20 protein-coding genes and 1 other RNA gene are annotated in these 23033 nt (G+C 62.7%); 6 read left to right on the forward strand and 15 right to left on the reverse strand.

The features are described from left to right. Positions 1 to 25 precede the first annotated feature (25 nt). The 10 genes from lapB to serC all read right to left on the reverse strand — a co-directional run bounded on the left by lapB (position 26) and on the right by serC (position 10708). Positions 26 to 1201 carry a lipopolysaccharide assembly protein LapB gene (lapB, locus tag FQ746_RS22230; RefSeq protein WP_144111793.1) on the reverse strand — a complete coding sequence of 392 codons (1176 nt, stop codon included), beginning with the start codon at positions 1199 to 1201 and terminating at the stop codon, positions 26 to 28. A 69-nt stretch (positions 1202 to 1270) separates the two neighbouring features. Continuing rightward, positions 1271 to 1564 (reverse strand): lipopolysaccharide assembly LapA domain-containing protein, encoded by a 294-nt coding sequence (locus FQ746_RS22235; RefSeq protein ID WP_144111794.1) that lies wholly within the window; start codon positions 1562 to 1564, stop codon positions 1271 to 1273. 280 nt (positions 1565 to 1844) lie between these two features. Beyond that, positions 1845 to 2168 (reverse strand): integration host factor subunit beta, encoded by a 324-nt coding sequence (locus FQ746_RS22240; protein ID WP_094779754.1) that lies wholly within the window; start codon positions 2166 to 2168, stop codon positions 1845 to 1847. A gap of 107 nt (positions 2169 to 2275) precedes the next feature. Beyond that, positions 2276 to 4009: a 30S ribosomal protein S1 gene (rpsA, locus tag FQ746_RS22245; protein WP_144111795.1), complete on the reverse strand. Its 1734-nt coding sequence runs from the start codon at positions 4007 to 4009 to the stop codon at positions 2276 to 2278. Positions 4010 to 4209: 200 nt separating this feature from the next. Further along, positions 4210 to 4896 carry a (d)CMP kinase gene (cmk, locus tag FQ746_RS22250; RefSeq protein WP_144111796.1) on the reverse strand — a complete coding sequence of 229 codons (687 nt, stop codon included), beginning with the start codon at positions 4894 to 4896 and terminating at the stop codon, positions 4210 to 4212. A 34-nt stretch (positions 4897 to 4930) separates the two neighbouring features. Further along, positions 4931 to 6235, reverse strand: a complete 1305-nt coding sequence (gene aroA / locus FQ746_RS22255; RefSeq protein WP_144111797.1) for a 3-phosphoshikimate 1-carboxyvinyltransferase — start codon at positions 6233 to 6235, stop codon at positions 4931 to 4933. 19 nt (positions 6236 to 6254) lie between these two features. Beyond that, complete coding sequence (locus FQ746_RS22260; RefSeq protein ID WP_144111798.1) at positions 6255 to 7205, reverse strand: prephenate dehydrogenase; 951 nt, start codon at positions 7203 to 7205, stop codon at positions 6255 to 6257. Positions 7206 to 7286: 81 nt separating this feature from the next. Next, positions 7287 to 8399, reverse strand: a complete 1113-nt coding sequence (hisC, locus tag FQ746_RS22265; RefSeq protein WP_144111799.1) for a histidinol-phosphate transaminase — start codon at positions 8397 to 8399, stop codon at positions 7287 to 7289. 75 nt (positions 8400 to 8474) lie between these two features. Further along, positions 8475 to 9557, reverse strand: coding sequence for a prephenate dehydratase (gene pheA, locus FQ746_RS22270; protein WP_144111800.1), 1083 nt, complete (start codon positions 9555 to 9557; stop codon positions 8475 to 8477). 104 nt (positions 9558 to 9661) lie between these two features. Continuing rightward, positions 9662 to 10708: a 3-phosphoserine/phosphohydroxythreonine transaminase gene (gene serC, locus FQ746_RS22275; RefSeq protein WP_260854147.1), complete on the reverse strand. Its 1047-nt coding sequence runs from the start codon at positions 10706 to 10708 to the stop codon at positions 9662 to 9664. Here serC and FQ746_RS35290 point away from each other — a divergent pair. Continuing rightward, a complete protein-coding gene (locus tag FQ746_RS35290; RefSeq protein WP_260854153.1) occupies positions 10598 to 10873 on the forward strand; it encodes a hypothetical protein in 276 nt (91 codons plus the stop codon). The two genes, serC and FQ746_RS35290, sit on opposite strands and share 111 nt — an antisense overlap. 55 nt (positions 10874 to 10928) lie before the next feature. On the opposite strand, the gene FQ746_RS22280 is transcribed toward FQ746_RS35290, so the two are convergent. Both FQ746_RS22280 and gyrA read right to left on the reverse strand, forming a co-directional pair. Continuing rightward, a complete protein-coding gene (locus tag FQ746_RS22280; protein ID WP_144111802.1) occupies positions 10929 to 11531 on the reverse strand; it encodes a DUF2059 domain-containing protein in 603 nt (200 codons plus the stop codon). 119 nt (positions 11532 to 11650) lie between these two features. Further along, a complete protein-coding gene (gene gyrA / locus FQ746_RS22285) occupies positions 11651 to 14314 on the reverse strand; it encodes a DNA gyrase subunit A (protein ID WP_144111803.1) in 2664 nt (887 codons plus the stop codon). A 499-nt stretch (positions 14315 to 14813) separates the two neighbouring features. Here gyrA and ompA point away from each other — a divergent pair, with 499 nt between their 5' ends. The 4 genes from ompA to ssrA all read left to right on the forward strand — a co-directional run bounded on the left by ompA (position 14814) and on the right by ssrA (position 17626). Further along, positions 14814 to 15461, forward strand: coding sequence for an outer membrane protein OmpA (gene ompA / locus FQ746_RS22290; protein ID WP_144111804.1), 648 nt, complete (start codon positions 14814 to 14816; stop codon positions 15459 to 15461). A 190-nt stretch (positions 15462 to 15651) separates the two neighbouring features. Further along, complete coding sequence (ubiG, locus tag FQ746_RS22295; protein ID WP_144111805.1) at positions 15652 to 16350, forward strand: bifunctional 2-polyprenyl-6-hydroxyphenol methylase/3-demethylubiquinol 3-O-methyltransferase UbiG; 699 nt, start codon at positions 15652 to 15654, stop codon at positions 16348 to 16350. A gap of 50 nt (positions 16351 to 16400) precedes the next feature. Continuing rightward, entirely contained in the window at positions 16401 to 17114 is a 714-nt protein-coding gene (locus tag FQ746_RS22300; RefSeq protein WP_144111806.1) for an HAD family hydrolase, read from the forward strand. A gap of 142 nt (positions 17115 to 17256) precedes the next feature. Beyond that, positions 17257 to 17626: a transfer-messenger RNA gene (gene ssrA, locus FQ746_RS22305) on the forward strand. A gap of 105 nt (positions 17627 to 17731) precedes the next feature. On the opposite strand, the gene FQ746_RS22310 is transcribed toward ssrA, so the two are convergent. The 3 genes from FQ746_RS22310 to FQ746_RS22320 form a co-directional block, all read right to left on the reverse strand. After that, positions 17732 to 17998 (reverse strand): hypothetical protein, encoded by a 267-nt coding sequence (locus tag FQ746_RS22310; RefSeq protein ID WP_144111807.1) that lies wholly within the window; start codon positions 17996 to 17998, stop codon positions 17732 to 17734. A gap of 136 nt (positions 17999 to 18134) precedes the next feature. Beyond that, the gene (locus tag FQ746_RS22315; protein WP_144111808.1) at positions 18135 to 19853 is read right to left on the reverse strand and encodes an FAD-dependent monooxygenase; all 1719 of its coding nucleotides are present in this window, start codon (positions 19851 to 19853) and stop codon (positions 18135 to 18137) included. Positions 19854 to 19945: 92 nt separating this feature from the next. After that, positions 19946 to 20983 (reverse strand): cation diffusion facilitator family transporter, encoded by a 1038-nt coding sequence (locus FQ746_RS22320; RefSeq protein WP_144111809.1) that lies wholly within the window; start codon positions 20981 to 20983, stop codon positions 19946 to 19948. A 202-nt stretch (positions 20984 to 21185) separates the two neighbouring features. Between FQ746_RS22320 and FQ746_RS22325 the strand changes: the two genes are divergently transcribed. Then, entirely contained in the window at positions 21186 to 23033 is a 1848-nt protein-coding gene (locus FQ746_RS22325) for a tetratricopeptide repeat protein (protein ID WP_144111810.1), read from the forward strand.

Below are 23033 nucleotides of genomic sequence, written 5' to 3' on the forward strand. Positions count from 1 at the left end.
ACGATCTGCGACGGTCGCGCTTCGATCAACTGGACGCGGCAATGGGCTCCACGCGGCGCGGCGCGTAGCTCTCCCAACCGCTGCACCCAGGACATTGCCAGTAAAACAGGCGCGCCCGGAAACCACAGTTCTGGCAAGTATATCGGGGTAGGTTTTTGGTCCGTTGGCGAATCAGCGTACGCATGAGTTCGAGTTCGCCGCGTCGCGGCTCTTCGGCGACGGCCTGTTGTGCTTCGAGCAGTCGCGTCATGCCGGCCAGGTTCGGCGACTTCAGCATCTGCGCGCGCGCGAGCGCGTGCGCCGCGTCCAGTCCGCGCAGCGACGCCACATGCTGATACGCGACATCGAGCAGATCGTTGGACGGATACCGGTCCACCCATTCGGTCAGCAGGTCGGCGCCTTCCTGCGAACGGCCGAGCGCATCGTAGGCCTTCATCAACTTTTCGGCGACGAGCGGCAGATACGCCGGATTCTGTTCCTCCACCCGCTTCCATTGCGCGATGGCGGCTTCCTGCGCACCGCCGGCGGCATCCACGTCGCCGAACAGGATCGTGGCGCGTACATTGTGCGGATTCGCCTTCAACGCGAGACCGAGTTGTTTGCGCGATTCTTCGGGGTTCTTTTGTTGCAGGGCTTCCTGCGCAAGCTCGCAATAGAACTGGGCGATTTCCTTGTCGAGCGACGCGGCGCCCATGGTTTCCAGATGACGCGCCGTATCGATCGATTTGACCCAGTCTTTCTCGATCTCGTAGATCGTGAGCAACGCGCGTTGCGCGCCGAGTGCGTAATCGCCGGTCTCGAGCGAACGGAAGGTTTCTTCCGCGCGGTCTAGCAGGCCTGCCTTGAGAAAGTCCTGACCGAGTTCGTAAAGCGCGTGATCGCGCTCGGTGACCGGCAGGTCCGCGCGGCTCAGCAGATTCTGATGCACACGGATCGCCCGATCGGTTTCACCGCGGCGACGGAACAGATTGCCGAGCGCGAAGTGCAACTCGATGGTTTCCGGGTCGAGCTTGACGACTTCGATGAACGCGTCGATGGCCTGATCCGGCTGTTCGTTGAGCAGAAAATTGAGACCTCGGAAGTACGACCGGGGCAGATTGGCGCTTTCGGACAACAGCGTCTTGAGGTCGTAGCGCGCAGCCATCCAGCCGAACGCGAACGCGACGGGTATGACCAGCAGCCACCAGAAGTCTAGATCCATGCGATTGACGCTACTTTGCGGAAAGGCGGAAACGAAATGCCGCGCCGACTACGCGCGGCAGAGGAAATATCAGATGAGCGGCGGCATGGGCGGCTGTTCGACCACCACGGGCGTTTCACGCGCCACGCGCAACTCGCGCTTGAGCCGGCCGTTTTCCATGCGCAGACGCAGCGAAGCCGGTAAAGCGGACACGAGGCCAGCCAGCAAACCCACGACGAAGAATGCGAGGCCGATCAGGATCAAGGGTGCCGACCATGCATAGCCGGCGAGGAAATTCAGCGTAGCAGGTTGCGTATTGGAGAGTGCGAGCACCAGCAGCAGCACGAACACCAGCACACGGATTAGCCAGACGATAAATTTCATGTATAGGTCTCTTGACGGCAGTTGCGAGGTGACGCCAGCTTGATGACGCATCGCGCCACGGTATTGCCCGCGCCGAAGTGACCCGTATTGTAATTGAAGCCCTCGCGGCTGGGCAGGAACTGGCGGGATGCGTGCTTCCGGGCAGAGGTGGCCAAGGCCGCAGAGGCAAAAAAAAAGCGCCCGAGGGCGCTTTTTTTCTGGTCTTCATGCCGACTGGCTTTGGCCGCTGACACTGCAAGGCCAACCCTTATCATGCGGCAATCCGCACGGCGGGGGCATTTTACAGATCGTCATCCGGCTCTTCGTCTTTCAACGGCTCGCCCGCCCGACGATCTACACGTTCACGCAATTCCTTGCCCGGCTTGAAGTGCGGTACGTACTTCTCAGGTACCAGCACCTTCTCGCCCGATTTGGGATTGCGTCCAACGCGGGATGGACGACGGTTGAGACCGAAGCTGCCGAAGCCGCGAATTTCGATGCGGTGACCATTGGCAAGCGCCTCCGACATTGCATCGAGCATCGTCTTCACCGCGAAGTCCGCATCTTTAAGAACAAGCTGCGGAAAACGCGTGGCCAACTGGGCGACCAATTCCGATTTGGTCATTCTGCAGCAGACCTCACAAGAGAACGCCGGTCTGCCCCCAACGTGTACTGCCCTCCTTCATGAAGAAGGGCCACCCGCCTTTCGACAGGGTCGGGGGCGTTCCTCAATTACTGGTTCTGGCCGTCGAGCTTGGCTTTCAACAGCGCGCCAAGGTTCGTCGTGCCGGTTGCAGCAGAGCTCGAGTCCGACGAAGCCAGGCCGCGGATCGCTTCCTGTTGCTCAGCCGAATCCTTGGCCTTGACCGACAGGTTGATGCCACGCGACTTGCGATCGATGTTGATGATCATCGCGTTGACCTTGTCGCCTTCCTTCAGCACGTTGCGAGCGTCTTCCACGCGGTCTTGAGCGATTTCCGATGCGCGCAGGTAGCCTTCGACTTCAACCGACAGCTGAACCACGGCACCCTTCGCGTCCACCGTCTTGACCACGCCGTCGACGATCGAACCCTTGTCGTTCATGGCAACGAAGTTGCTGAACGGGTCGCCTTCGAGCTGCTTGATACCCAGCGAAATGCGTTCCTTCTCGACGTCGATACCGAGCACGATGGCTTCGACTTCGTCGCCCTTCTTGTACTTGCGAACGGCTTCTTCGCCCGTTTCCGACCACGACAGGTCCGACAGATGAACCAGACCGTCGATGCCGCCCGGCAGACCGATGAAGACGCCGAAGTCGGTGATCGACTTGATTGCGCCTTGCAGCTTGTCGCCCTTCTTGAAGTTGCGGCTGAAATCGTCCCACGGGTTCGGCTTGCATTGCTTCATGCCGAGGCTGATACGGCGGCGGTCTTCGTCGATTTCGAGAACCATGACTTCGACTTCGTCGCCCAGTTGCACGACCTTCGACGGTGCAACGTTCTTGTTCGTCCAGTCCATTTCCGACACGTGAACCAGGCCTTCGATGCCCGATTCCACTTCGACGAATGCGCCGTAGTCGGTGATGTTGGTGACCTTACCGAACAGACGCGTGCCCGACGGGTAACGGCGCGAAATGCCTTCCCACGGATCGTCGCCCAGTTGCTTGATACCCAGCGAAACGCGGTTCTTCTCTTGATCGAACTTGAGGATCTTCGCGGTGACTTCCTGGCCAACCGACAGAACTTCGCTCGGGTGACGCACACGACGCCATGCGATGTCGGTGATGTGCAGCAGGCCGTCGATACCGCCCAGGTCCACGAATGCGCCGTAGTCGGTGATGTTCTTCACCACGCCTTCCACGATCGCGCCTTCCTTCAGCGTTTCGAGCAGCTTTGCGCGCTCTTCGCCCTGGGTTGCTTCGATCACGGCACGACGCGACAGCACGACGTTGTTACGCTTGCGGTCGAGCTTGATGACGCGGAATTCCAGCGTCTTGCCTTCGTACGGGGTCGTGTCCTTGACCGGACGCGTGTCGACCAGCGAACCCGGCAGGAATGCGCGGATGCCGTTGACCATCACGGTCATGCCGCCCTTGACCTTGCCCGTGATCGTTCCGGTCACGAGTTCGTTGTTGTCGAGCGCTTTTTCCAGCGACAGCCACGAAGCCAGACGTTTCGCCTTGTCGCGCGACAGGATCGTGTCGCCATAGCCGTTTTCCAGCGCGTCGATCGCGACGGAAACGAAGTCGCCCGCCTGCACTTCTACCTCGCCCGCGTCGTTCAGGAACTCTTCTAGCGGGATGTAGGCTTCGGACTTGAGACCAGCGTTGACGACCACGAAGTTGTGGTCGACACGCACGACTTCGGCGGAGATGACCTCGCCAGCGCGCATGTCTTGCTTGGTCAGCGACTCTTCGAACAGAGCCGCAAAAGATTCGGTATTCGGGGTAGAGGTTTGCAGGTCGGACATAAAAATCGAAATTTGCATGGTGCTCGCGGGGCCCGGCTGGCCGGAAGGTCAGCAACTACGGCCAGTAATGCGAATGCCACGCGGGGTTAAGGGGTTAATACAAGCCACGCGACGGTTTCGCGCAGCACCTACCACAACAGGGACTTCTACAGCACCCGCCCGGTAACTGGCCGAATGAGCTGACCGGGTGAACCAGTCGGGCAATCCGTCAGTGTCCGTTAGCTATGCGGGATCAGAACTTGGTACCACTGCACCACCTGTTCGACCGCCTGGTCGACGGACAATGCGGAGGTATCAAGCAGCTTTGCGTCCGCTGCGGGCTTGAGTGGCGCGGCTTCGCGCTGACTATCGCGCTCGTCACGCTCCCGCAAATCCCGGAGCAAGTCATCTATATTAGCAGAAAAGCCTTTTTGTATCAATTGCTTATGCCGGCGCGCCGCACGAGCCTCGACACTGGCGGTCATGAACACCTTAAGCACGGCGTCGGAGAAGATCACCGTACCCATGTCGCGGCCGTCGGCGACGAGACCAGGTTCTTTGCGGAACGCCCGCTGACGGGCCACCAGCGCGGTTCGCACCGGCGCGTGGACCGCGATCGCAGAAGCCCGGCTGCCGACTTCCTCGGCGCGAATCTCGGCCGAAACGTCGACGCCGTCGAGCTGCGCCAACCCCTCGCGAAACGTGATGTGAAGGTCGTCGATCAGCTTGACGAGCGCGCCCACGTCGTCGCCCGGGATGTCGTAGCGCAGGCTGGCCAGCGCCGCCAGCCGGTACAGCGCACCGCTGTCCAGCAGATGGAAGCCGAGGCTCGCGGCCACCAGCGCAGCCACCGTGCCTTTGCCGGAAGCGCTCGGGCCGTCGATCGTGATGACGGGCGTCTGGTGAAAAGGACGGGTCGGTTTCATCGAAAAAGTCGCGCTTCAGTCGATTCGGGAAGAATCAGGGTTGAGCGAGCGCGGTAAAGCGCTCGAAATAATCGGGGAACGTCTTGCCAACGCACTTCGGATCGTTGATCCGGATCGGCACGCCGCCAAGGCTCACCAGCGAGAAGCACATGGCCATGCGGTGATCGTCGTAGGTGTCGATCGCGGCATGGGGAATCAGTTTGACGGGCGGCGTGACGACCAGATAGTCGTCGCCCTCCTCGACTTTCGCGCCGACCTTGCGCAGTTCGGTCGCCATCGCGGCGATGCGGTCGGTCTCCTTCACGCGCCAGCTGCCGATATTGCGCAACGTCGTCGTGCCGTCCGCGAACAGCGCGGCCACGGCGATCGTCATGGCCGCATCCGGAATCAGGTTGAAGTCCATGTCGATAGGCTCGAGCTTGCCGCTGTCGTGACCGACGCCGCGCACCTCGATCCAGTCGTCGCCCATCTGCAGGTTCGCACCCATCCGGATGAGCGCATCGGCGAATCCCACGTCGCCCTGAATGCTGGCCCGGCCGACGCCTTCCACCTTCAGCGGGCCGCCGCCCAGCGCGCCGGCCGCGAGGAAATACGACGCCGACGACGCGTCGCCCTCCACCATGATCTTGCCCGGCGAGCGATAGCGCTGACCCGCCGGGACCACGAACCGATGCCAGCCGTCGCGCTCGACCTGAATGCCGAAACGCGCCATCAGCTTGATCGTGATCTCGATATACGGCTTCGAGATCAGCTCGCCGTCCACCTGCACCGTGCTGACACCGCTCGCGGTGCGCAAGAGCGGCAAGGTCATCAGCAAGGAGGTGAGGAACTGGCTCGACACGTCGCCGCGCACGTGGATGGGCGCGTCGGCGGAAATCTGCGCCGGCCGGATGCGCAGCGGCGGATACCCGTCGTTTTCTTCGTAATCGATCTTCGCGCCGATCTGGCGCAATCCGTCGACCAGATCGCCGATCGGCCGCTCGTGCATGCGCGGCACGCCGTGAATGCGGTAGTCGCCGCCGTTCACCGCCAGCGCCGCGGTCAGCGGACGCACCGCCGTGCCCGCATTGCCGAGGAACAGATCGGCCGAGCGCGCCGTGAACGCGCCGCGGGTGCCGGTCACCACGCAGGTGTCGGCGTTGCGCTGCAGATGCACGCCAAGTTTCGCGAGCGCGTCGAGCATGACGCGGGTGTCGTCGGAGTCGAGCAGATTGGTGATCGTCGTTTCGCCCTCGGCCAGCGCGGCAAGCAGCAGCACCCGGTTCGAAATGCTTTTCGAGCCGGGCAGACGCACCGTGCCGGACGCACGCGAAAAAGGTCCGAGATCGAGGAATTCCATGATTGAGTCCAGTTTCCGGTTAGGTCGACACGTCGCCGGGCGTCGCGCCCGCAACACGTCGTTCCTGCCACTCGCTACGCGCCTCGCGCGAACGGGCAAACACGGCTTCGAGCGTGGCGCCGTCGCCCGCTTCGATCGCCGAGCGCAAACGCGCGAGCACCGCGGTGTAGGCGTCGAGTTCGTCGAGCAGCGCGGCACGGTTCGCCACGCAGATGTCGCGCCACATCTCCGGACTCGACGCGGCAATCCGCGTGAAGTCGCGAAAACCGCCGGCCGCGAATGAGAATTTAAGCGCGGCGTCGGGCGAAGCGAGAATCTGCTCGACGAGCGCAAACGACAAAACATGCGGCAGATGGCTCACCGACGCGAGCACGCGGTCGTGCTGCTCGCACGTCATTTCGCGCACGCACCCGCCGGTGGCCCGCCACATCGCCGCAACTCGCTCGACCGCGGCCGGGGCGTTTTCCGGCAGCGGGCAGAGCACGACGTTGCGGTTCACGTAGAGATCGGGTAACGCTGCGTCCACGCCGCTTGCTTCGCGCCCGGCAATCGGATGCCCGGGCACGAATTGCGCGATGCGCGTACCGAGCGCGGCGCGGGCCGCTTCAACCACGTCCGATTTGGTACTGCCGGCATCGGTAACGATTGTCCCGGCATCCAGATACGGCGCAATGCGTTCGAGCAGCGGCTGGGTTTGAGCGACCGGCGCGGCCAGCAGCACGAAGTCGGCGCCGGACAGTGCGTCGCGCAAGGCGTCGTCGTCCTGCAAGGCCGCTGCGCCGTCGATCACCCCCAACTCCACTGCCCGCTTGCTCGACGCGGACGACCTGCCGACCCCGATCACCTGGCGCAACCCGGCAGCGTCGCCATGCTCGCCATATTCACGCAGCGCGCGCGCAAGCGATCCGCCGATCAGACCGACACCGAAAATCACCAGCTTGTCAAAAGAGAACACGGCCACAGCAGTCACGGAAAAAACGCGCGCTTCTCGCGAAGCGGTTGCGCGGGTGGAGAGTTTGCAAACACAGGGGACAAAGGAAACGCCGACAACTCAGGAAGCCGCAAGCGTCTTTTCGAGTGCCGCGATAAAGGCTTCGTTTTCTTCCGGCAGGCCGATCGTGATGCGCAACCATTGCGGCAACCCGTAATTGCCGACCGGACGCACGATCACGCCCTGCTTCAGCAAGCCGAGATTGACGCGGTTGCCGGCTGCGTCGTCGTCGCCGACGCGCACCAGCACGAAGTTACCGTCCGACGGCACGTACTCGAGACCCAGCTTGTCGAATGCTTCGACCAGACGGCGGTAGCCTTGCGCGTTCAGCTCGGCGCTTTTTTTCAGGAAGGCCTGGTCGTTCAGCGCCGCGATCGCCGCGGCTTGCGCCAGCGTATTCACGTTGAACGGCTGACGCAGACGGTTCAGCAGATCGGTCAGTTCAGGCTGCGCAATGGCGAAGCCAACGCGCAGACCGGCGAGGCCGTACGCCTTCGAGAACGTGCGCGACACCAGCAGGTTTGGATAGCGGCGTGCCCAGGAAATCGAGTCGTAACGCTTTTCTTCCGGCAGATATTCCGTGTACGCCTCGTCCAGCACCACGACGACATGGCGCGGCACCTTGTCGAGAAACGCTTCGAGCTTCGCGCCTTCGATATAGGTACCGGTCGGGTTATTCGGATTAGCGACGAAGATCAGGCGCGTGTCGTCCGTGATTGCGGCCAGCATCGCGTCCAGATCGTGGCCGTAGGCGACGGCCGGCACGACGATCGCGCGCGCGCCGAGACCTTGTGTGGCCAGCGCGTACACCGCGAACGAGTACTGTGCGTACACGATCGACTCGCCCTTCTGCACGAACGCGTGCGCGGCGATTTCGAGAATGTCGTTGCTGCCGTTACCCAGCGTGATCCACTCGGGCGGCACGCCATAGCGCTCGCTCAACGCGGCCTTCAGTTCGAACGCGTTCGCGTCCGGATAGCGACCGAGTTCGCTCGCGGCTTGCACCATCGCCTGCCTGGCCGATTCGGGCATGCCGAGCGGATTTTCATTCGAAGCGAGTTTCACGATCGTCGCTTCGTCGAGTCCAAACTCACGGGCCACTTCGGAAATCGGTTTGCCGGCAACGTAGGGGGCGATTGCGCGAACGTAAGAAGGACCGAAAGACGCTGTCATGAGATCTCCGAACATCGATGAGTAATGAAATGCACGGCGCGCCGGCGAAGCGCCGAACGCGCCGCTTGGATGAGGTCAACGGGCGCGCGGATACGAGCCCAGAATCTTCAGGAATTCGGCCTTCTCGCCGAGTTCGGCGAGCGCGGCGGCGACCGGCGCGTCGTCGCGATGACCTTCGACGTCGATATAAAAGTAATACTCCCACGTGCCGACGCGCGCCGGGCGCGACTCGAAGCGGGTCATCGAGACGCTGTGACGCGCCAGCGGTTCGAGCAGCTTGAACACCGCGCCCGGTTCGTTCGCGACCGACACGATCAGCGACGTCTGATCGTTGCCGCTCACGCCGGTGCGCGCCTTGCCGATCATCACGAAGCGGGTGCGGTTATGCGGGTCGTCCTGGATGAGCGCGTACGCGACCTGCAGACCGTAGTGCGTCGCCGCGCGATCGCCGGCGATGGCCGCGACGGTCGGATCGTCCGCCGCCAGGCGGGCCGCCTCGGCATTGCTCGACACCGCCTGGCGCTCCAGATGCGGCGCGTTGGTTGCGAGCCAGCGCTGGCATTGAGCGAGCGCTTGCGCATGCGCGCACACACGCGTCACGCCCGTCAAGCCGCCATTGCGCGTCAACAGATTGTGATGGATGGGTAAGGCCAGTTCGCCGCCGATCGACAACTGCGTTTGCAACAACAGGTCGAGCGTGCGCGAGACCGCGCCTTCGGTCGAATTCTCGACCGGCACGACGCCGAACTCTGCCGCGCCGGCTTCGACCGAGCGGAACACTTCGTCGATGGAGGGGCACGGCAAACCTTCGATCGACTGACCGAAGTACTCGTGCATCGCCTGTTCGCTATAGGTGCCGACCGGGCCGAGATAACCGACCTTGATGGTCTTTTCCAGCGCGCGGCTCGCGGCCATGATCTCGCGCCAGATTGCGCCGATATGTTCGCTCGCCAAAGGACCGTCGCTCATGCCCTGCAAGCGGGCGATCACCTGCTGTTCGCGCTCCGGCCGGAACACCGGCGCGTTGAAATGCTTCTTGACCTCGCCCACTTCGAGCGCCACTGCGGCGCGCTGATTGAGCAGCGCGATCAACTGGGCGTCGAGCGCGTCGATTCGTTCGCGAAGAGGCTTGAGCTGGCTGTTGAGTTCGTCATCCATACTAGAAACGGCCCTGCGGGTAACTGCGTGATGCTTTGGAAAACGAGTGCGCTGATTGCCGGGTGTCTGCTGTCGGCGTTGGCGAATCAGGCACTGCGGGCGGATCAGGCGCTGTGCTGTTCGAACTCTTTCATGTACTCGACCAGCGCCTGGACGGCCTCGAGCGGCACGGCGTTGTAGATGGACGCCCGCATACCGCCGACGGACTTGTGTCCCTTCAACTGCACCATTCCGCGGGCCTTCGCACCGGCGAGAAAGTCGTCGTTGCGCGACTCGTCGGCCAGAAAGAACGGTACGTTCATGCGCGAGCGCGAGCCGTGCTCGACCTTGTTCAGATAGAACGGGCTTGCGTCGATGGTGTCGTACAGCAGCTTTGACTTCTCGAGATTGCGCGCTTCCATTGCCACCAGGCCGCCCTGCTTCTTCAACCACTTGAACACGAGTCCGGCGATATAGATGGCGTAAGTGGGCGGCGTATTGAACATGGAATTGTTCTCGGCGACGGTCTTCCACTCGAACGCCGACGGGCAGACCGGCATTGCGCGATCGAGCAGGTCTTCGCGCACGATCACGACGGTGACCCCGGCCATGCCGATGTTCTTCTGCGCACCGCCGAACAGCACACCGTACTTGGCGATGTCCATGGGGCGCGACAGGATATGCGACGACGCGTCGGCCACCAGCGGGATATCGCCCAAATCTGGGATCTCGAACGTTTCCACCCCATGAATGGTTTCGTTGGTACACACGTGCACGTAAGCCGGGTCGTCCGACAGTTGCCACTCGGCGCGCGACGGTGCGCGGGTGAAACCGTCGGCAGTCTGACCGCTCGCGGCCAGATGTACCGCGCCGTACTTCTGCGCTTCCTTCAGCGACTTTTGCGACCACGAACCGGTCACCACGAAGTCCGCACGCGGTTTGCTGCCCATCAGGTTCATCGGCACGATGGCGTTTTCGCCCAGGCCGCCGCCCTGCAGGAACAGGATGCGATGACTGGCGGGCACCGCGAGCAAATCACGCAGATCGGTGAGCGCTTCTTCATGGATAGACATGAACTCTTTACCGCGATGGCTCATTTCCATCACGCTCATGCCGCTGCCTTGCCAATCGAGCATTTCGCCGGCGGCCTGACGCAGCACTTCTTCTGGCATGGCCGCGGGGCCCGCGGAGAAATTAAAGACGCGCATCGTGTGATCCTGGAAGCCAGCGCGACTGACCGACAATTTCGCGCCGAAAAAGATAATGGCTGTTTGCGCATGTGCGCAAACAGCCATTATCGCATCGACACCGCCAAGCCGCCAAACCCAATGCAGTAAAGCCTACCGGGCGGTCGGGCTATGCGGGATTACCTCGCCGGATTACCCAGCCGTATTACTTCGCCGGCTTGACCGAAGCGACTTCCTTGTCGGCCTGGTCACGCGTTGCCTTGATCGATTGCGGCATGTACTTTTGCATCAAGCCATTCACGACGTCGCGGCCAACCTGGTCTTGGACCTGGATGAACTTGCGGCCGGTCGGGCTCTTGTAGAACGTGGTCAGGTCTTTGATTTCCGACGTGCTGTAGTACTTCGCGTAAGCGTCGTACTGAGCTTGCATGGCGTCCTGACGGAAGCCGTCGGTTGCGAACACCTGACCTGCGCCGTCAACCAGCTTCGGCACCGAATTCTTCTGCAGCGCCGGGACGGAAGCCTGCTTCTGCTTGTCCGTCATCGTCTTGTTTTCGCTCAGCGCGTCCGACAGGATAGCCGGGACGAGTTGCTTGGCCTGCATCTGGGCGCTGTTGCCGATTGCGCCGACCAGCTTCTGTGCGTCGATTGCGTCCAGCAGGTCTTTGATTGCTGCCTGCTTGGCCGGATCAACCGGTGCAGCGGCTGCAGCCGGAGCCGCCGGCGCCTGGCTTTGCAGTGCTTGAGCCATAGCGAAGGTCGGCACGAGAGCAGCCAGCAACATCAGTTGTTTGAATCGTTTCTGCATCATTACTCCCAAATAGAAATGAACTTGAACTGCACGCTGCGCGAAAGACGTATCGGCCCGATACGTGATGATGTTTCGCGCAGCTTCAACCCGTTACCGAGACTGAACGTCGGGACGCATCAGACTGCGTCGCCGCCATCACCGCTGCTGCCGTCGCTAGCGTTGTCGCCTTCAGCAGGACCGTCGGCGGGACCTTCGGCGTCACCCTCGGCGAGACCTTCTGCTTCCGCCTCGGCAACCTGTTGGAGACCTGAAAGCTTGGTCCCTTCGTCAAGGCTGATGAGTGTAACACCTTGGGTTGCACGCCCCATTTCTCGAATTTCCGACACGCGCGTGCGGATCAGCACGCCCGTATTGGTGATCAGCATGATCTGCGCCTCGGAGTCCACGAGCGTTGCGGCCACGACCCGGCCGTTACGCTCCGACGTCTGGATCGCGATCATGCCCTTCGTGCCGCGACCGTGACGCGTGTACTCGGTGATCGGCGTGCGCTTGCCGAAACCGTTCTCGGTTGCGGTCAGCACCGACTGCTGCTCGTCGCCGGCCACCAGCAGTGCAATGACGTTCTGGCCGTCTTCGAGCTGCATGCCGCGTACGCCGCGCGCTTCGCGACCCATTGGACGAACGTCGTTTTCGTCGAAGCGAACCGCCTTGCCCGAATCGGAGAACAGCATCACGTCGTGCTGACCGTCGGTAATGGCCGCGCCGATCAGGTAATCGCCGTCATCCAGACCGACCGCAATAATACCCTTGCGCAACACGCGGCCGAAGGCTTCCAGCGGCGTCTTTTTTACCGTTCCTAACGCAGTGCCCATGAACACGAATTTGTCGGCCGAGAACTCCTTGACCGGCAACACCACCGTGATCTTCTCGCCTTCCTGCAACGGGAAGATGTTGATGATCGGACGGCCGCGCGAATTGCGCGAACCCTGCGGTACTTCGTAGACCTTCAGGCTGTAGACCCGGCCGCGATTCGAGAAGCACAGGATGTAGTCGTGCGTGTTCGCGATGAACAGCGTGTCGATCCAGTCGTCTTCCTTCATCGCAGTAGCCTGCTTGCCGCGGCCGCCGCGCTTCTGCGCGCTGTACTCGGACAGCGGCTGCGACTTCACGTAGCCCGCATGCGACATGGTGACGACCATCTCTTGCGGCGTGATCAGGTCTTCAGTGTTCAGTTCGGTCGCGTTCAACTCGATCTTCGAGCGGCGCGCGTCGCCAAATTCGGCTTTGATCGACGTGAGTTCGCCGACGATGATGGCCGTAATGCGTTCCGGGCGAGCCAGAATGTCCAGCAGATCGGCGATTTGCGCCATCACTTCGCGGTACTCGCCAATGATCTTGTCCTGCTCCAGACCCGTCAGGCGTTGCAGACGCATCTGCAGGATTTCCTGAGCCTGGGTGTCGGACAAGCGGTAGAGGCCATCGGCCTGCATACCGAACGACGGATTCAGACCGTCCGGACGATACGCCTCGCGACCGCCGGCCGACGCGTTGTCCGTTTCGGCACGCGAGAGCATCTCGCGCACGAGCGACGAGTCCCACGGACGCGCCATCAACTCCTGTTTCGCGATAGGCGGTGTGGGCGCAGCCTTGATGATCGCGATGAAGTCGTCGATGTTGGCCAGCGCAACCGCCAGACCTTCGAGCACGTGGCCGCGCTCGCGGGCCTTACGCAGTTCGTAGACCGTACGCCGCGTCAGCACTTCCCGGCGATGCGACAGGAAGCACGACAGCATTTCCTTCAGGTTGAGCAGCTTCGGCTGGCCGTCGACCAGCGCGACCATGTTCATGCCGAAGGTGTCCTGCAGCTGCGTGGCTTTGTACAGATTGTTCAGCACGACTTCCGGCACTTCGCCGCGCTTCAGCTCGATCACCACGCGCATGCCGCTCTTGTCGGACTCGTCGCGGATGTCGGAGATGCCTTCCAGCTTCTTCTCGTTGACGAGTTCGGCGATGCGTTCCAGCAGCGAACGCTTGTTCACCTGGTACGGCAACTCGTCGACGATGATCGACATGCGCTGACCGCGGTCGATTTCTTCGAAGTGGGTGAGCGCGCGCATGACGACGCGGCCGCGGCCGGTGCGATAACCGTCGCGCACGCCGGCAACGCCGTAGATGATGCCGGCGGTCGGGAAGTCAGGCGCGGGAATGATCTCGATCAGTTCGTCGATCGTGGCGTCGGGATTCTTGAGCAGATGCTGGCACGCGTCCACCACCTCGTTGAGGTTGTGCGGCGGAATGTTGGTGGCCATACCAACGGCAATACCCGACGAACCGTTGATTAGCAGATTGGGAATGCGCGCCGGCAGGATGGCAGGTTCGTTTTCGCTGCCGTCGTAGTTCGGCGTGAAGTCGACCGTTTCCTTGTCGATATCAGCCAGCAACTCGTGACCGATCTTGGCCATGCGGATTTCGGTGTAGCGCATTGCCGCGGCGTTGTCGCCGTCGACCGACCCGAAATTGCCCTGGCCGTCGACCAGCATGTAGCGCAGCGAGAAGTGCTGCGCCATGCGGACGATGGTGTCGTATACGGCCGTGTCGCCATGCGGGTGATATTTACCGATGACGTCGCCGACAATACGCGCCGACTTCTTGTATGCGCGATTCCAGTCGTTGTTCAGTTCGTGCATCGCGTACAGCACGCGCCGGTGAACCGGCTTCAGGCCATCGCGAACATCGGGAAGCGCACGCCCTACGATCACGCTCATCGCGTAGTCGAGATACGAACGGCGCATTTCCTCCTCTAGGGAGATTGGCAGAGTCTCTTTGGCGAATTGATCCATTATCCGTATCTTTTACATGCTGGGACAACGACTCCACCGCTCGACCTAACCGGTATTTGCCGCGCCCTCGCGTAGACATTGCAGGCGCAATGCATCCCGCGATTCTAACATGCCGCGAATCCGGGCCCGCCGGTCCTACGTATACCTATTAGTGCATGCACGGGAACCTTGCGCAGACGCCCCAAATTTGCGCCGGTCAGGCGCGATTCGTGCGTGGGGCAATCCGCCGCTCAGCCATGACTGGCGGCGGCTTGCGGGAATTGCTTCTGTTGCGCATGCACCACAATTGGAAGGGGTTTCGATTGGGTGCAGATTTTTTTATCGTCGGAAGGGAACGATATGGCAAAATGCCAACGCACAAAGAGTTAGACACTGCTCGAAGTCTACACAGCAACGTTTTTTGTTCCACACCAATGTTATACTTCGAGCAATGTATGACTTGTCTTCGTCAACAGGCTCGCAGTAAACCTGCGGTAATCTCAAATTCGAGAGGAGAAATATGAATAAACTTTCAAAGCTCGCGTTCATTGCAGCTACCGCAGTTATGGCTGCATCCGCCATGGCGCAGTCGGTGCCGGCGTCGCGACAAGCCACCAACGACAACTGGGTGAATGGTACCGGCGAATACGTGTGGATGAACGGCACGAACGAGCTTTGCTGGCGCGATGCATTCTGGACGCCGGCAACGGCCAATGCCAAGTGCGATGGCGCCCTGGTTGCCCAGGCTCCGACGCCGCCGGCTCCGGTCACGCCTCCCCCGGCTATTACGAGCCAAAAGATTACGTATCAAGCTGACGCTCTGTTCGACTTCGACAAGGCTATCCTGAAGCCGGCTGGCAAGGAAAAGCTGGACGATCTGGCATCGAAGATCGGCGCGCTGAACCTGGAAGTCGTCGTTGCAACGGGCTACACGGACCGTATCGGTTCGGACAAGTACAACGATCGTCTGTCGCTGCGCCGCGCTCAAGCTGTGAAGGCATACCTGGTCAGCAAGGGCATCGAATCCAACCGTATCTATACGGAAGGCAAGGGCAAGCGCAACCCGGTCACGACCGGTTGCAACCAGAAGAACCACAAGCAACTCATCGCCTGCCTCGCACCGGATCGCCGCGTGGAAGTCGAAGTTGTCGGAACTTCGAAGCAGTAAGCTCGAAATTACCGCAGTATCAAAGCCCCGCTTCGGCGGGGTTTTTTTTTGCCCGCGCGCCGTCCCGTTCTCTCCTCCCTGCCACGTTCACCCCGTGCGGCGCCATTTTTGCCGCACTGTGCCTCGACCTATATACTCCGGGTTTATCCTCGAGCGCCCGCTCACCGCTCCCATCGAGGCAGCTTCCGTCATGACCAACGCCGATCCCCACGAACTGCAGAAATTCAGCGACCTCGCACACCGCTGGTGGGACCCGAACGCCGAGTTCAAGCCGTTGCACGAACTCAACCCGATCCGTCTGAACTGGATCGACGCTCACGCGCAACTGGCGGGCAAGAAGGTGCTCGACATCGGCTGTGGCGGCGGCATCCTGTCGGAGTCGATGGCGAGCCTCGGCGCGCACGTCAAAGGCATCGACCTGTCGAGTCAGGCGCTGGGCGTGGCCGATCTGCACAGCCTGGAAAGCGGCGTCACGGTCGATTACGAGGAAATCGCGGCAGAAGCACTCGCTGCGCGCGAACCCGGCACTTACGACGCGGTCACCTGCATGGAGATGCTGGAGCACGTGCCGGAACCCGCCGCGGTCGTCAAAGCCTGTCAAACCCTTGTCAAACCCGGCGGCTGGGTGTTCTTCTCCACGTTGAACCGCAATGTGAAGTCATACCTGTTCGCTGTAATCGGCGCCGAATACGTAGCGCGCATGCTGCCGAGAGGCACGCACGATTACGCGCGCTTTATCCGCCCGTCGGAACTGGCCGGCTTCGTACGCGCCGCCGACCTGCGCACGGCGGACATCAAAGGCATCGTCTATAACCCGCTCAGCAAGCATTTCACGCTATCGGCCGACACCAGCGTGAACTACATGCTCGCTTGCCGCCGCGACGCCTGAGCGCTCCGACCTCTGCCCCTGCACCTGTACCTGCCGGACACAGCCAATCCATGAGCGATCCCACACCCCTGCCCCAGCGTGAAGACACCGACGACGCACTCGGCCTCTGCCAGGCCGTCCTGTTCGACCTCGACGGCACGCTAGCCGACACGGCGCCCGATCTCGCGGCCGCCGTCAACAAGATGCGGCACGATCGCGGCCTCGAGATGGTGCCGCTCGACGATCTCCGTCCGCTCGCATCGGCCGGTGCGCGCGGCCTGATCGGCGGCGCATTCGGCATTGGCCCGGACGATCACGAATTCGCCGGTATGCGCGAGGAGTTTCTCGCCAACTATGAAGCCGACCTGTGCATCGAGACCACGCTGTTCCCCGGCATCCCGGAACTGCTCGACGACCTCGACGCCCGTGGCGTGCGCTGGGGCATCGTCACGAACAAGGTGGCCAGGCTGACCGAACCGCTCGTCGCGCAGCTCGGTCTTGAAGAACGCGCGGGTTGCGTGGTCAGCGGCGACACCACGCCGCATTCGAAACCGCACCCTGCGCCGCTGCTGCATGCCGCGCGCGAACTGGACACGCAGCCGGAGCGCATCGTGTACATCGGCGACGATCTGCGCGACATTCAGGCCGGTTTTGCTGCCGGTATGAAGACGGTTGCAGCCGCATACGGATACTGCGGCACCGACATCCCGCCAACTCAGTGGCACGCACAACATGTCGTGTTGACGCCCGCCGAATTGTTGAAACTGTTGCGCGATATCAGCTAGCTTCGGTCGACCGCGCGCGGGTTACGACAACTCCATAACGCATCCTGACGCCGATCTAACGGTGCGAAGCAATCAATCAGGACGCAGCGGCCGATCTATTGTAAAATCTACGCCGGTTCAGACGTTTTGAGCAACGAGCCGCGGGGGCGACCTGGTTTCGACAGGGGTCGCGAAGCGGCCAGGGCATGTCGAGGCCCCGTCACCTCGTAAATCAGCGGGAAAAACGTAACTGCAAACGACGAAACGTTCGCACTGGCAGCCTAAGGGCCGCCGTCCTCTGCCTAGTTCACTGACGGGCTAGAGTCGCAAGACCGGTAGCAATACCGACAGAGGTCATATACGTCAGTTAAGCCTTGGTGGTGTCACGACATCCGGGTCGAAAACCTAGTGAATCGCCATAACGCAGCGTGTTCGTCCGCGTCGTTACGGTTAAATCAAAAGACAGAACTACACATGTAGAACTGGTCGTAGAGTGCTTCTGGACGCGGGTTCGATTCCCGCCGCCTCCACCAGAACACGAAGCAGAAAGCAAAAAACCCGCAAGCATCACTGCTTGCGGGTTTTTTATTGCCTGTCGATTCGTCGAACACCTGGCGACGAAAGCGCCAGAAAGCGGATTACTCGTCCTGCGGGCACTGTAGATTGCAGCCATTCGGATCGCCCATATCGCCACGCTTGCGCATAGCCGATTTCTTGCCATGCTGATACTTATCCCCGGCGGCCGACGCGGCGAACGGCATTTGCGGATGTTCGGCGAGGCGAAACTGGTCGTCCAGAATGCCGCCGGGCACGCCCGGCGAATTTTGCGCAAAGGCCACCGAAACAGTAGCGAGCAACACACCCGTCGTAGCGAGTGCAGCACATGCGTGAAGTAGAGCTTTCATATCGGGTCGGCGCACACGGCGCGGTTAAGGCAAAAGCGGAAGGACAGAGAGTATCCCAAACAAAGGCGCCGCGCAGCGCCGCCGCGGCGCGAATTTTTACAGCAGCTTACGCGGCGGCCAACGCCCTTCCCCCCGCTCAAAGCGCCACTGCCTCCGGTGCGTCCCCGCTGACGGCGAACCACGTCTCGCAATGCCGCAGCAAGCCATGCAGATCCGAGCTGGTCCGCCCGCGAGCGCCCACGTATCCGTCGGGTCGCACGAGATAGAACGAGGGCCGCGTGCGGCCATACGCTTCGGACAGCGGCGGCCCGCCTTCGCCGCGTGTATCGGTAATCCGCCAGACCCGCACCGCTCCCGGCAGGATTCGCTCGATACCCTCCACCAGCCGCGACAGTTCCGCATCCTCCGGCACGGCATGACGGGCGGCCGGGTCGAGCGGCTGGTCGTCGACCGGCAATGGCGGCACCAGCAGAAACAGCGAGAAGAATGCCGGGTCGTGCAGATCGAAAATGCAGCCGACGCCCGGCGCACATCCTAGCGGCCCATCCACCACGTGCACGAGCGCATCCGGTGCGCGCTCGCCGGCCCGCGGACCGCCGTCGAGCACCCGCTCCAGCGTGAGCGGGCTGCGCCGGTACTGCACGGCCAGCTCGCTGACCGTCAGACGCGCCGCGTCGCGCAACGGACCGAAGCCGGCCAGCACCGGCATGACGCGTTCGCGCAGCAGCTTGAGCGGACCGTGATCGGCTTGCGCCATCTGCGTGATGAAGCCGGTCTGGCGCAGCACGTCGCGTTCGATCGGATGACGCTCCTGATGATAGGTATCGAGCAGCCGGTCGGGCGCCGCGCCCTTCAGAACGCGCGCCAGCTTCCAGCCGAGATTGAACGCCTCCTGCATGCCCGTGTTCATCCCCTGAGCGCCGGCCGGACTATGCACATGCGCGGCATCGCCGGCGAGAAAAACCCGCCCCGTCCGCAGCTTCTCGACCATCCGGCTACTCAGATGAAAATACGACGACCACGTCATGTCCGACACGTCGATCCTCTCCCGCACGCGACGCGCGAGCAACGCCTTGCACTGTGCGAGCAACGGCGATGGCGGCGGCGCAGAAAAACCCTGCGGCGTCCCGCCATTCGCCGATGCCGCGCCGCCCGCTTCGACCGGGTGATCCGCAATCAGCCGATGCCGCCCATGTCCCATCGGAAACAGCGCGACCAGCCCTTCGCCCGACGCGAAAATATGGAACTCGTCGTCGGGCCAATCGGTTTGCGCCTGCAGATCGGCCAGCAAAAAGGTCTGCTCGAACGTCTTGCCGACAAAACCCAGTTCCAGCCGATGCCGCACCGTGCTGTGCGCTCCGTCGGCCGCGATCACGTAAGACGGGCGCATCGATTCCGTCTGGCCGTCGGCACGGCGCAGCGTCGCGTGAACACTCGTCGCGCCTTGCGCGAGCATCGTCAATTCGACGCCGCGTTCGATCGTCACGCCGAGGCTCGCGAGATGTCCGGTCAGAAGCCGCTCGGTCACCGACTGATCGAGAAACAGCAGATAGGGGTAGCGTGTTTGCAGCGGATCGAAATCCAGTTGCGCGAGTCGCATGCCGTTCGAGAAGAGATTGGCGGCGCGCGCGCGATGACCCAGTTCCAGAAACGGCTCGACCAGCCGATGCTGCTCGAGCAATTCGAGCGTACGCGCCTGAATGCCGATCGCGCGCGAGTAAGGGTTGGGTTGTGTGGCTTTGTCGATCAGACGGACGGGGATGTGGGCACGCGCGAGGCTGATCGCGGCGGCCAGTCCGGTCGGGCCGGCGCCGACGATCAGCACCGGCGACGCGTCGTGTGAAGCAACGTCCATGCGAAGCTCCCGAGGCAACAAGACGTTCCAGTGTACGCCGCCGGGTTTTTACGCAAAGCTGCGCTGCATCAATTCAATGCGCGCGTGTCGGGTCAATGCACGTGGGTCGGGTGATCCAGCGCGCAATGATGTTCGGTGGTGCCGAGGTCGATCTGCAAGGTCGCGTGCTGCATCGAGAACCGCTCGCGCAACACGAGAACGATTCGGTCGAGCGACTCGTCGCCGGGATGGCCGCCCGGCATCACCAGATGCGCGCTCAGCGCGTTGCCGGTGGTCGACAAGGCCCACACGTGCAGATCGTGCACGTCCGCGACGCCGGGTTGATCGGCGAGCCACGCGCGAATGTGTTGCAGATCCACGCCCGGCGGCACCGCGTCGAGCGCGAGCCGCACGGAATCGCGCAGCAGTCCCCACGTGCCGTAGACCACGACGGCGACCACCACCAGGCTCATCACCGGGTCGAGCCATGTCCAGTTCGTGTAGAGAATGGCGAGACCGCTCAGCGCGACGGCCGCCGAGATGCCGGCATCCGCTGCCATGTGCAGAAAGGCGCCGCGAATGTTCAGGTCTTCCTTCTGACCGCGCATGAACAGCCACGCGGAAATGCCGTTGACCACGACGCCGATGGTCGCCACCACGAACACCGCGAGGCCGGCCACCGGCGCCGGATTCATCAACCGCGAAAGCGCTTCGGTGACGATCACGCCGCACGCGAACAGCAACAGCCCCGCATTGACCAGCGAGGCGAGAATCGACGAACTGCCGTAGCCGAACGTATAGCGCGCCGACGGCCGCCGCGTGGTGAGCCAGCCGGCGCCCCACGCGAGCAACAGGCCGAGCACGTCGGACAGGTTGTGACCCGCATCGGCGAGCAGCGCGGTGGAATGGGCGAGCACGCCATACACGGCCTGCACGACCACGATGGCGACGTTCAGCGCGACGGCGAGTGCGAAGGCGCGCCCATGCCCCGCGACGGGCGCATGGGCGTGATGGTGTCCCGCGTGGCCGCCATGGCCGTGAGCATGGCCTTGACCGCCGCCATGCTCGTGACTGGCACCGTGATCATGATCATGGTCATGGCCGTCGGAATGTTCGTGTGCGGCGTGCTTCGAAGAATCGGTTTGGTTCATCGGACATCCGGAGGAAATGCGTTGGCAGGATCGACCACCGGTTCGAACCGGGCCTGCAGCCGTGCGCTGAGTTATTCAGTACCGTGGCCACACCCGGTGTGGAGAGGGTATAGACACCGCGATAACCGGTCAAATCGAGGACGCGCGCAGCGAGTGTGGGAAAATGCGCTGTTCGTCTCAACTGAAATGCCATCCCTCCGTCATGCAACCTGTATTTGACCGCGCTTTCGCGGCGCACCGTGACGGCCGCCTCGACGATGCAGAACGCGGCTATCGCGCGACGCTCGAGGGCAATCCCGCGCACGTCGATGCGTTGCACCTGCTGGGCGTTCTGCGCCACCAGCAGGGTCAACACGCCGAAGCTGCCGACCTCGTGCGGCGCGCGGTCAGATTGCGCCCGGAAGATGCCGCGTTGCAGCTTAATCTCGGCAACGCCCTGAAGGCGCTCGGTCAGCTCGACGACGCGATCGAACAGTTCCGCAATGCACTCACGCTGGCGCCGGAGTTTCCGATGGCGCACTACAACCTCGGCAACGCCTACGCGGCAGCGGGTCGTCATGAAGATGCCGCCGACGCGTTCGCAAGGTCGTTGCGCTTGCAACCGGACGATCCTTCGTCGCACACGAACCACGGTAATGCGCTGCATGCGCTGGGCCGCCACGCGGAAGCGGTCGCGTCGTTCCAGCGCTCGCTCGAACTGCGTCCCGGCCATGCCGGCGCGCTGAACAATCTGGGCATGTCGCTGAACGCACTCGGCCGGGCGGATGAGGCAATCCCCTGCTTCCAGGCGGCGCTGGCTGCGCAACCGCGCTTCGTCGCTGCGCATTTCAATCTCGCCAATACCTTCGATGCCACCGGCCGCCACGCCGAAGCGGTCGCGTCGTTCCAGACCGCGCTCGGTTTTCAGCCGAACCTGCCGCCCGCCATTTTCGGCATGGGCAACGCGCTCGCGTCGATGGGACGTCACGCCGAGGCGCTGCCGTATCTCGAACGCGCGGTCGGCCTCGATCCGCGCTTCGCGCTCGCATGGCTGAGCCTCGGCACCACGCATCAAGCGTTGGGCGCGCCGGCGCCCGCCATCCGCGCATTCGATCAGGCGTTGCGCCTGCGGCCCGATCTGGCGTCCGCGCATATGAACCGCGCGCTGGCGTGGCTCACCTTGCGCGATTTCGCGCGCGGCTTGCCCGAATACGAATGGCGCCTGCAGACCATGGTGCAACCGGTCATCCAGACCCTGCCGCGCTGGCATGGCGAACCGATCGAGTCGCGCACGCTGCTGATTCACGCCGAGCAGGGTTTGGGCGACACGCTGCAATTCGTGCGCTTCGTCGGCCAGGCGGCGCAGCGGGCGGCGCGCGTCGTACTCGAAGTGCAGGCGCCGCTCGTGGCCCTGCTCGAACCCTTCGCGCGCGCTGCGCGTATCGTGCTGATCGCGCAGGGCACGCCGCGTCCCGCCGCCGATCTGCAATGCCCGCTGCTGAGTCTGCCGCTCGCGCTCGGCACGCGTTACGAGACGATCGTCGGCCGCACGCCGTATCTCAGCGTGCCGCCGGCCTATAGCCGCAAATGGCGCGGTTCGCTGGGCGGCCACGCCAAACGCAAGATCGGCCTCGCGTGGTCGGGGCGCATCCAGCACAACGAAACCCGCACCATGCCGCTCGCCGCGCTCGATCCGCTGTTCGCGCTACCGGGCATCGACTGGCTCGTCTTGCAGCCGGACCTGAGCGACACCGAGCGGGCCGCGCTCGACGCGCATCCGCGGGCGGCGTCGATCCATCGCTTCGACGGGCGCATCGCAGATTTCGCGGATACCGCTGCGATCGTCGACCGGCTGGATGCCGTCGTCTCCATCGACACCTCCATCGCCCATCTCGCCGGCGCACTGCGCAAACCGCTCTGGCTGATGCTGCCGTTCGCCGCGGATTGGCGCTGGTTCACCGGCGACTCGCGCAGTCCGTGGTATCCGGGCGCGACGCTGGTGCGGCAACCGGGGCCGGGCGCGTGGGACGCGGTCGTCGAGACGGTCGCGAACGAATTGCGCCACGGCTAG

This window comes from Paraburkholderia sp. BCC1886 (genome assembly GCF_900996245.1).
Classification (GTDB): domain Bacteria; phylum Pseudomonadota; class Gammaproteobacteria; order Burkholderiales; family Burkholderiaceae; genus Paraburkholderia.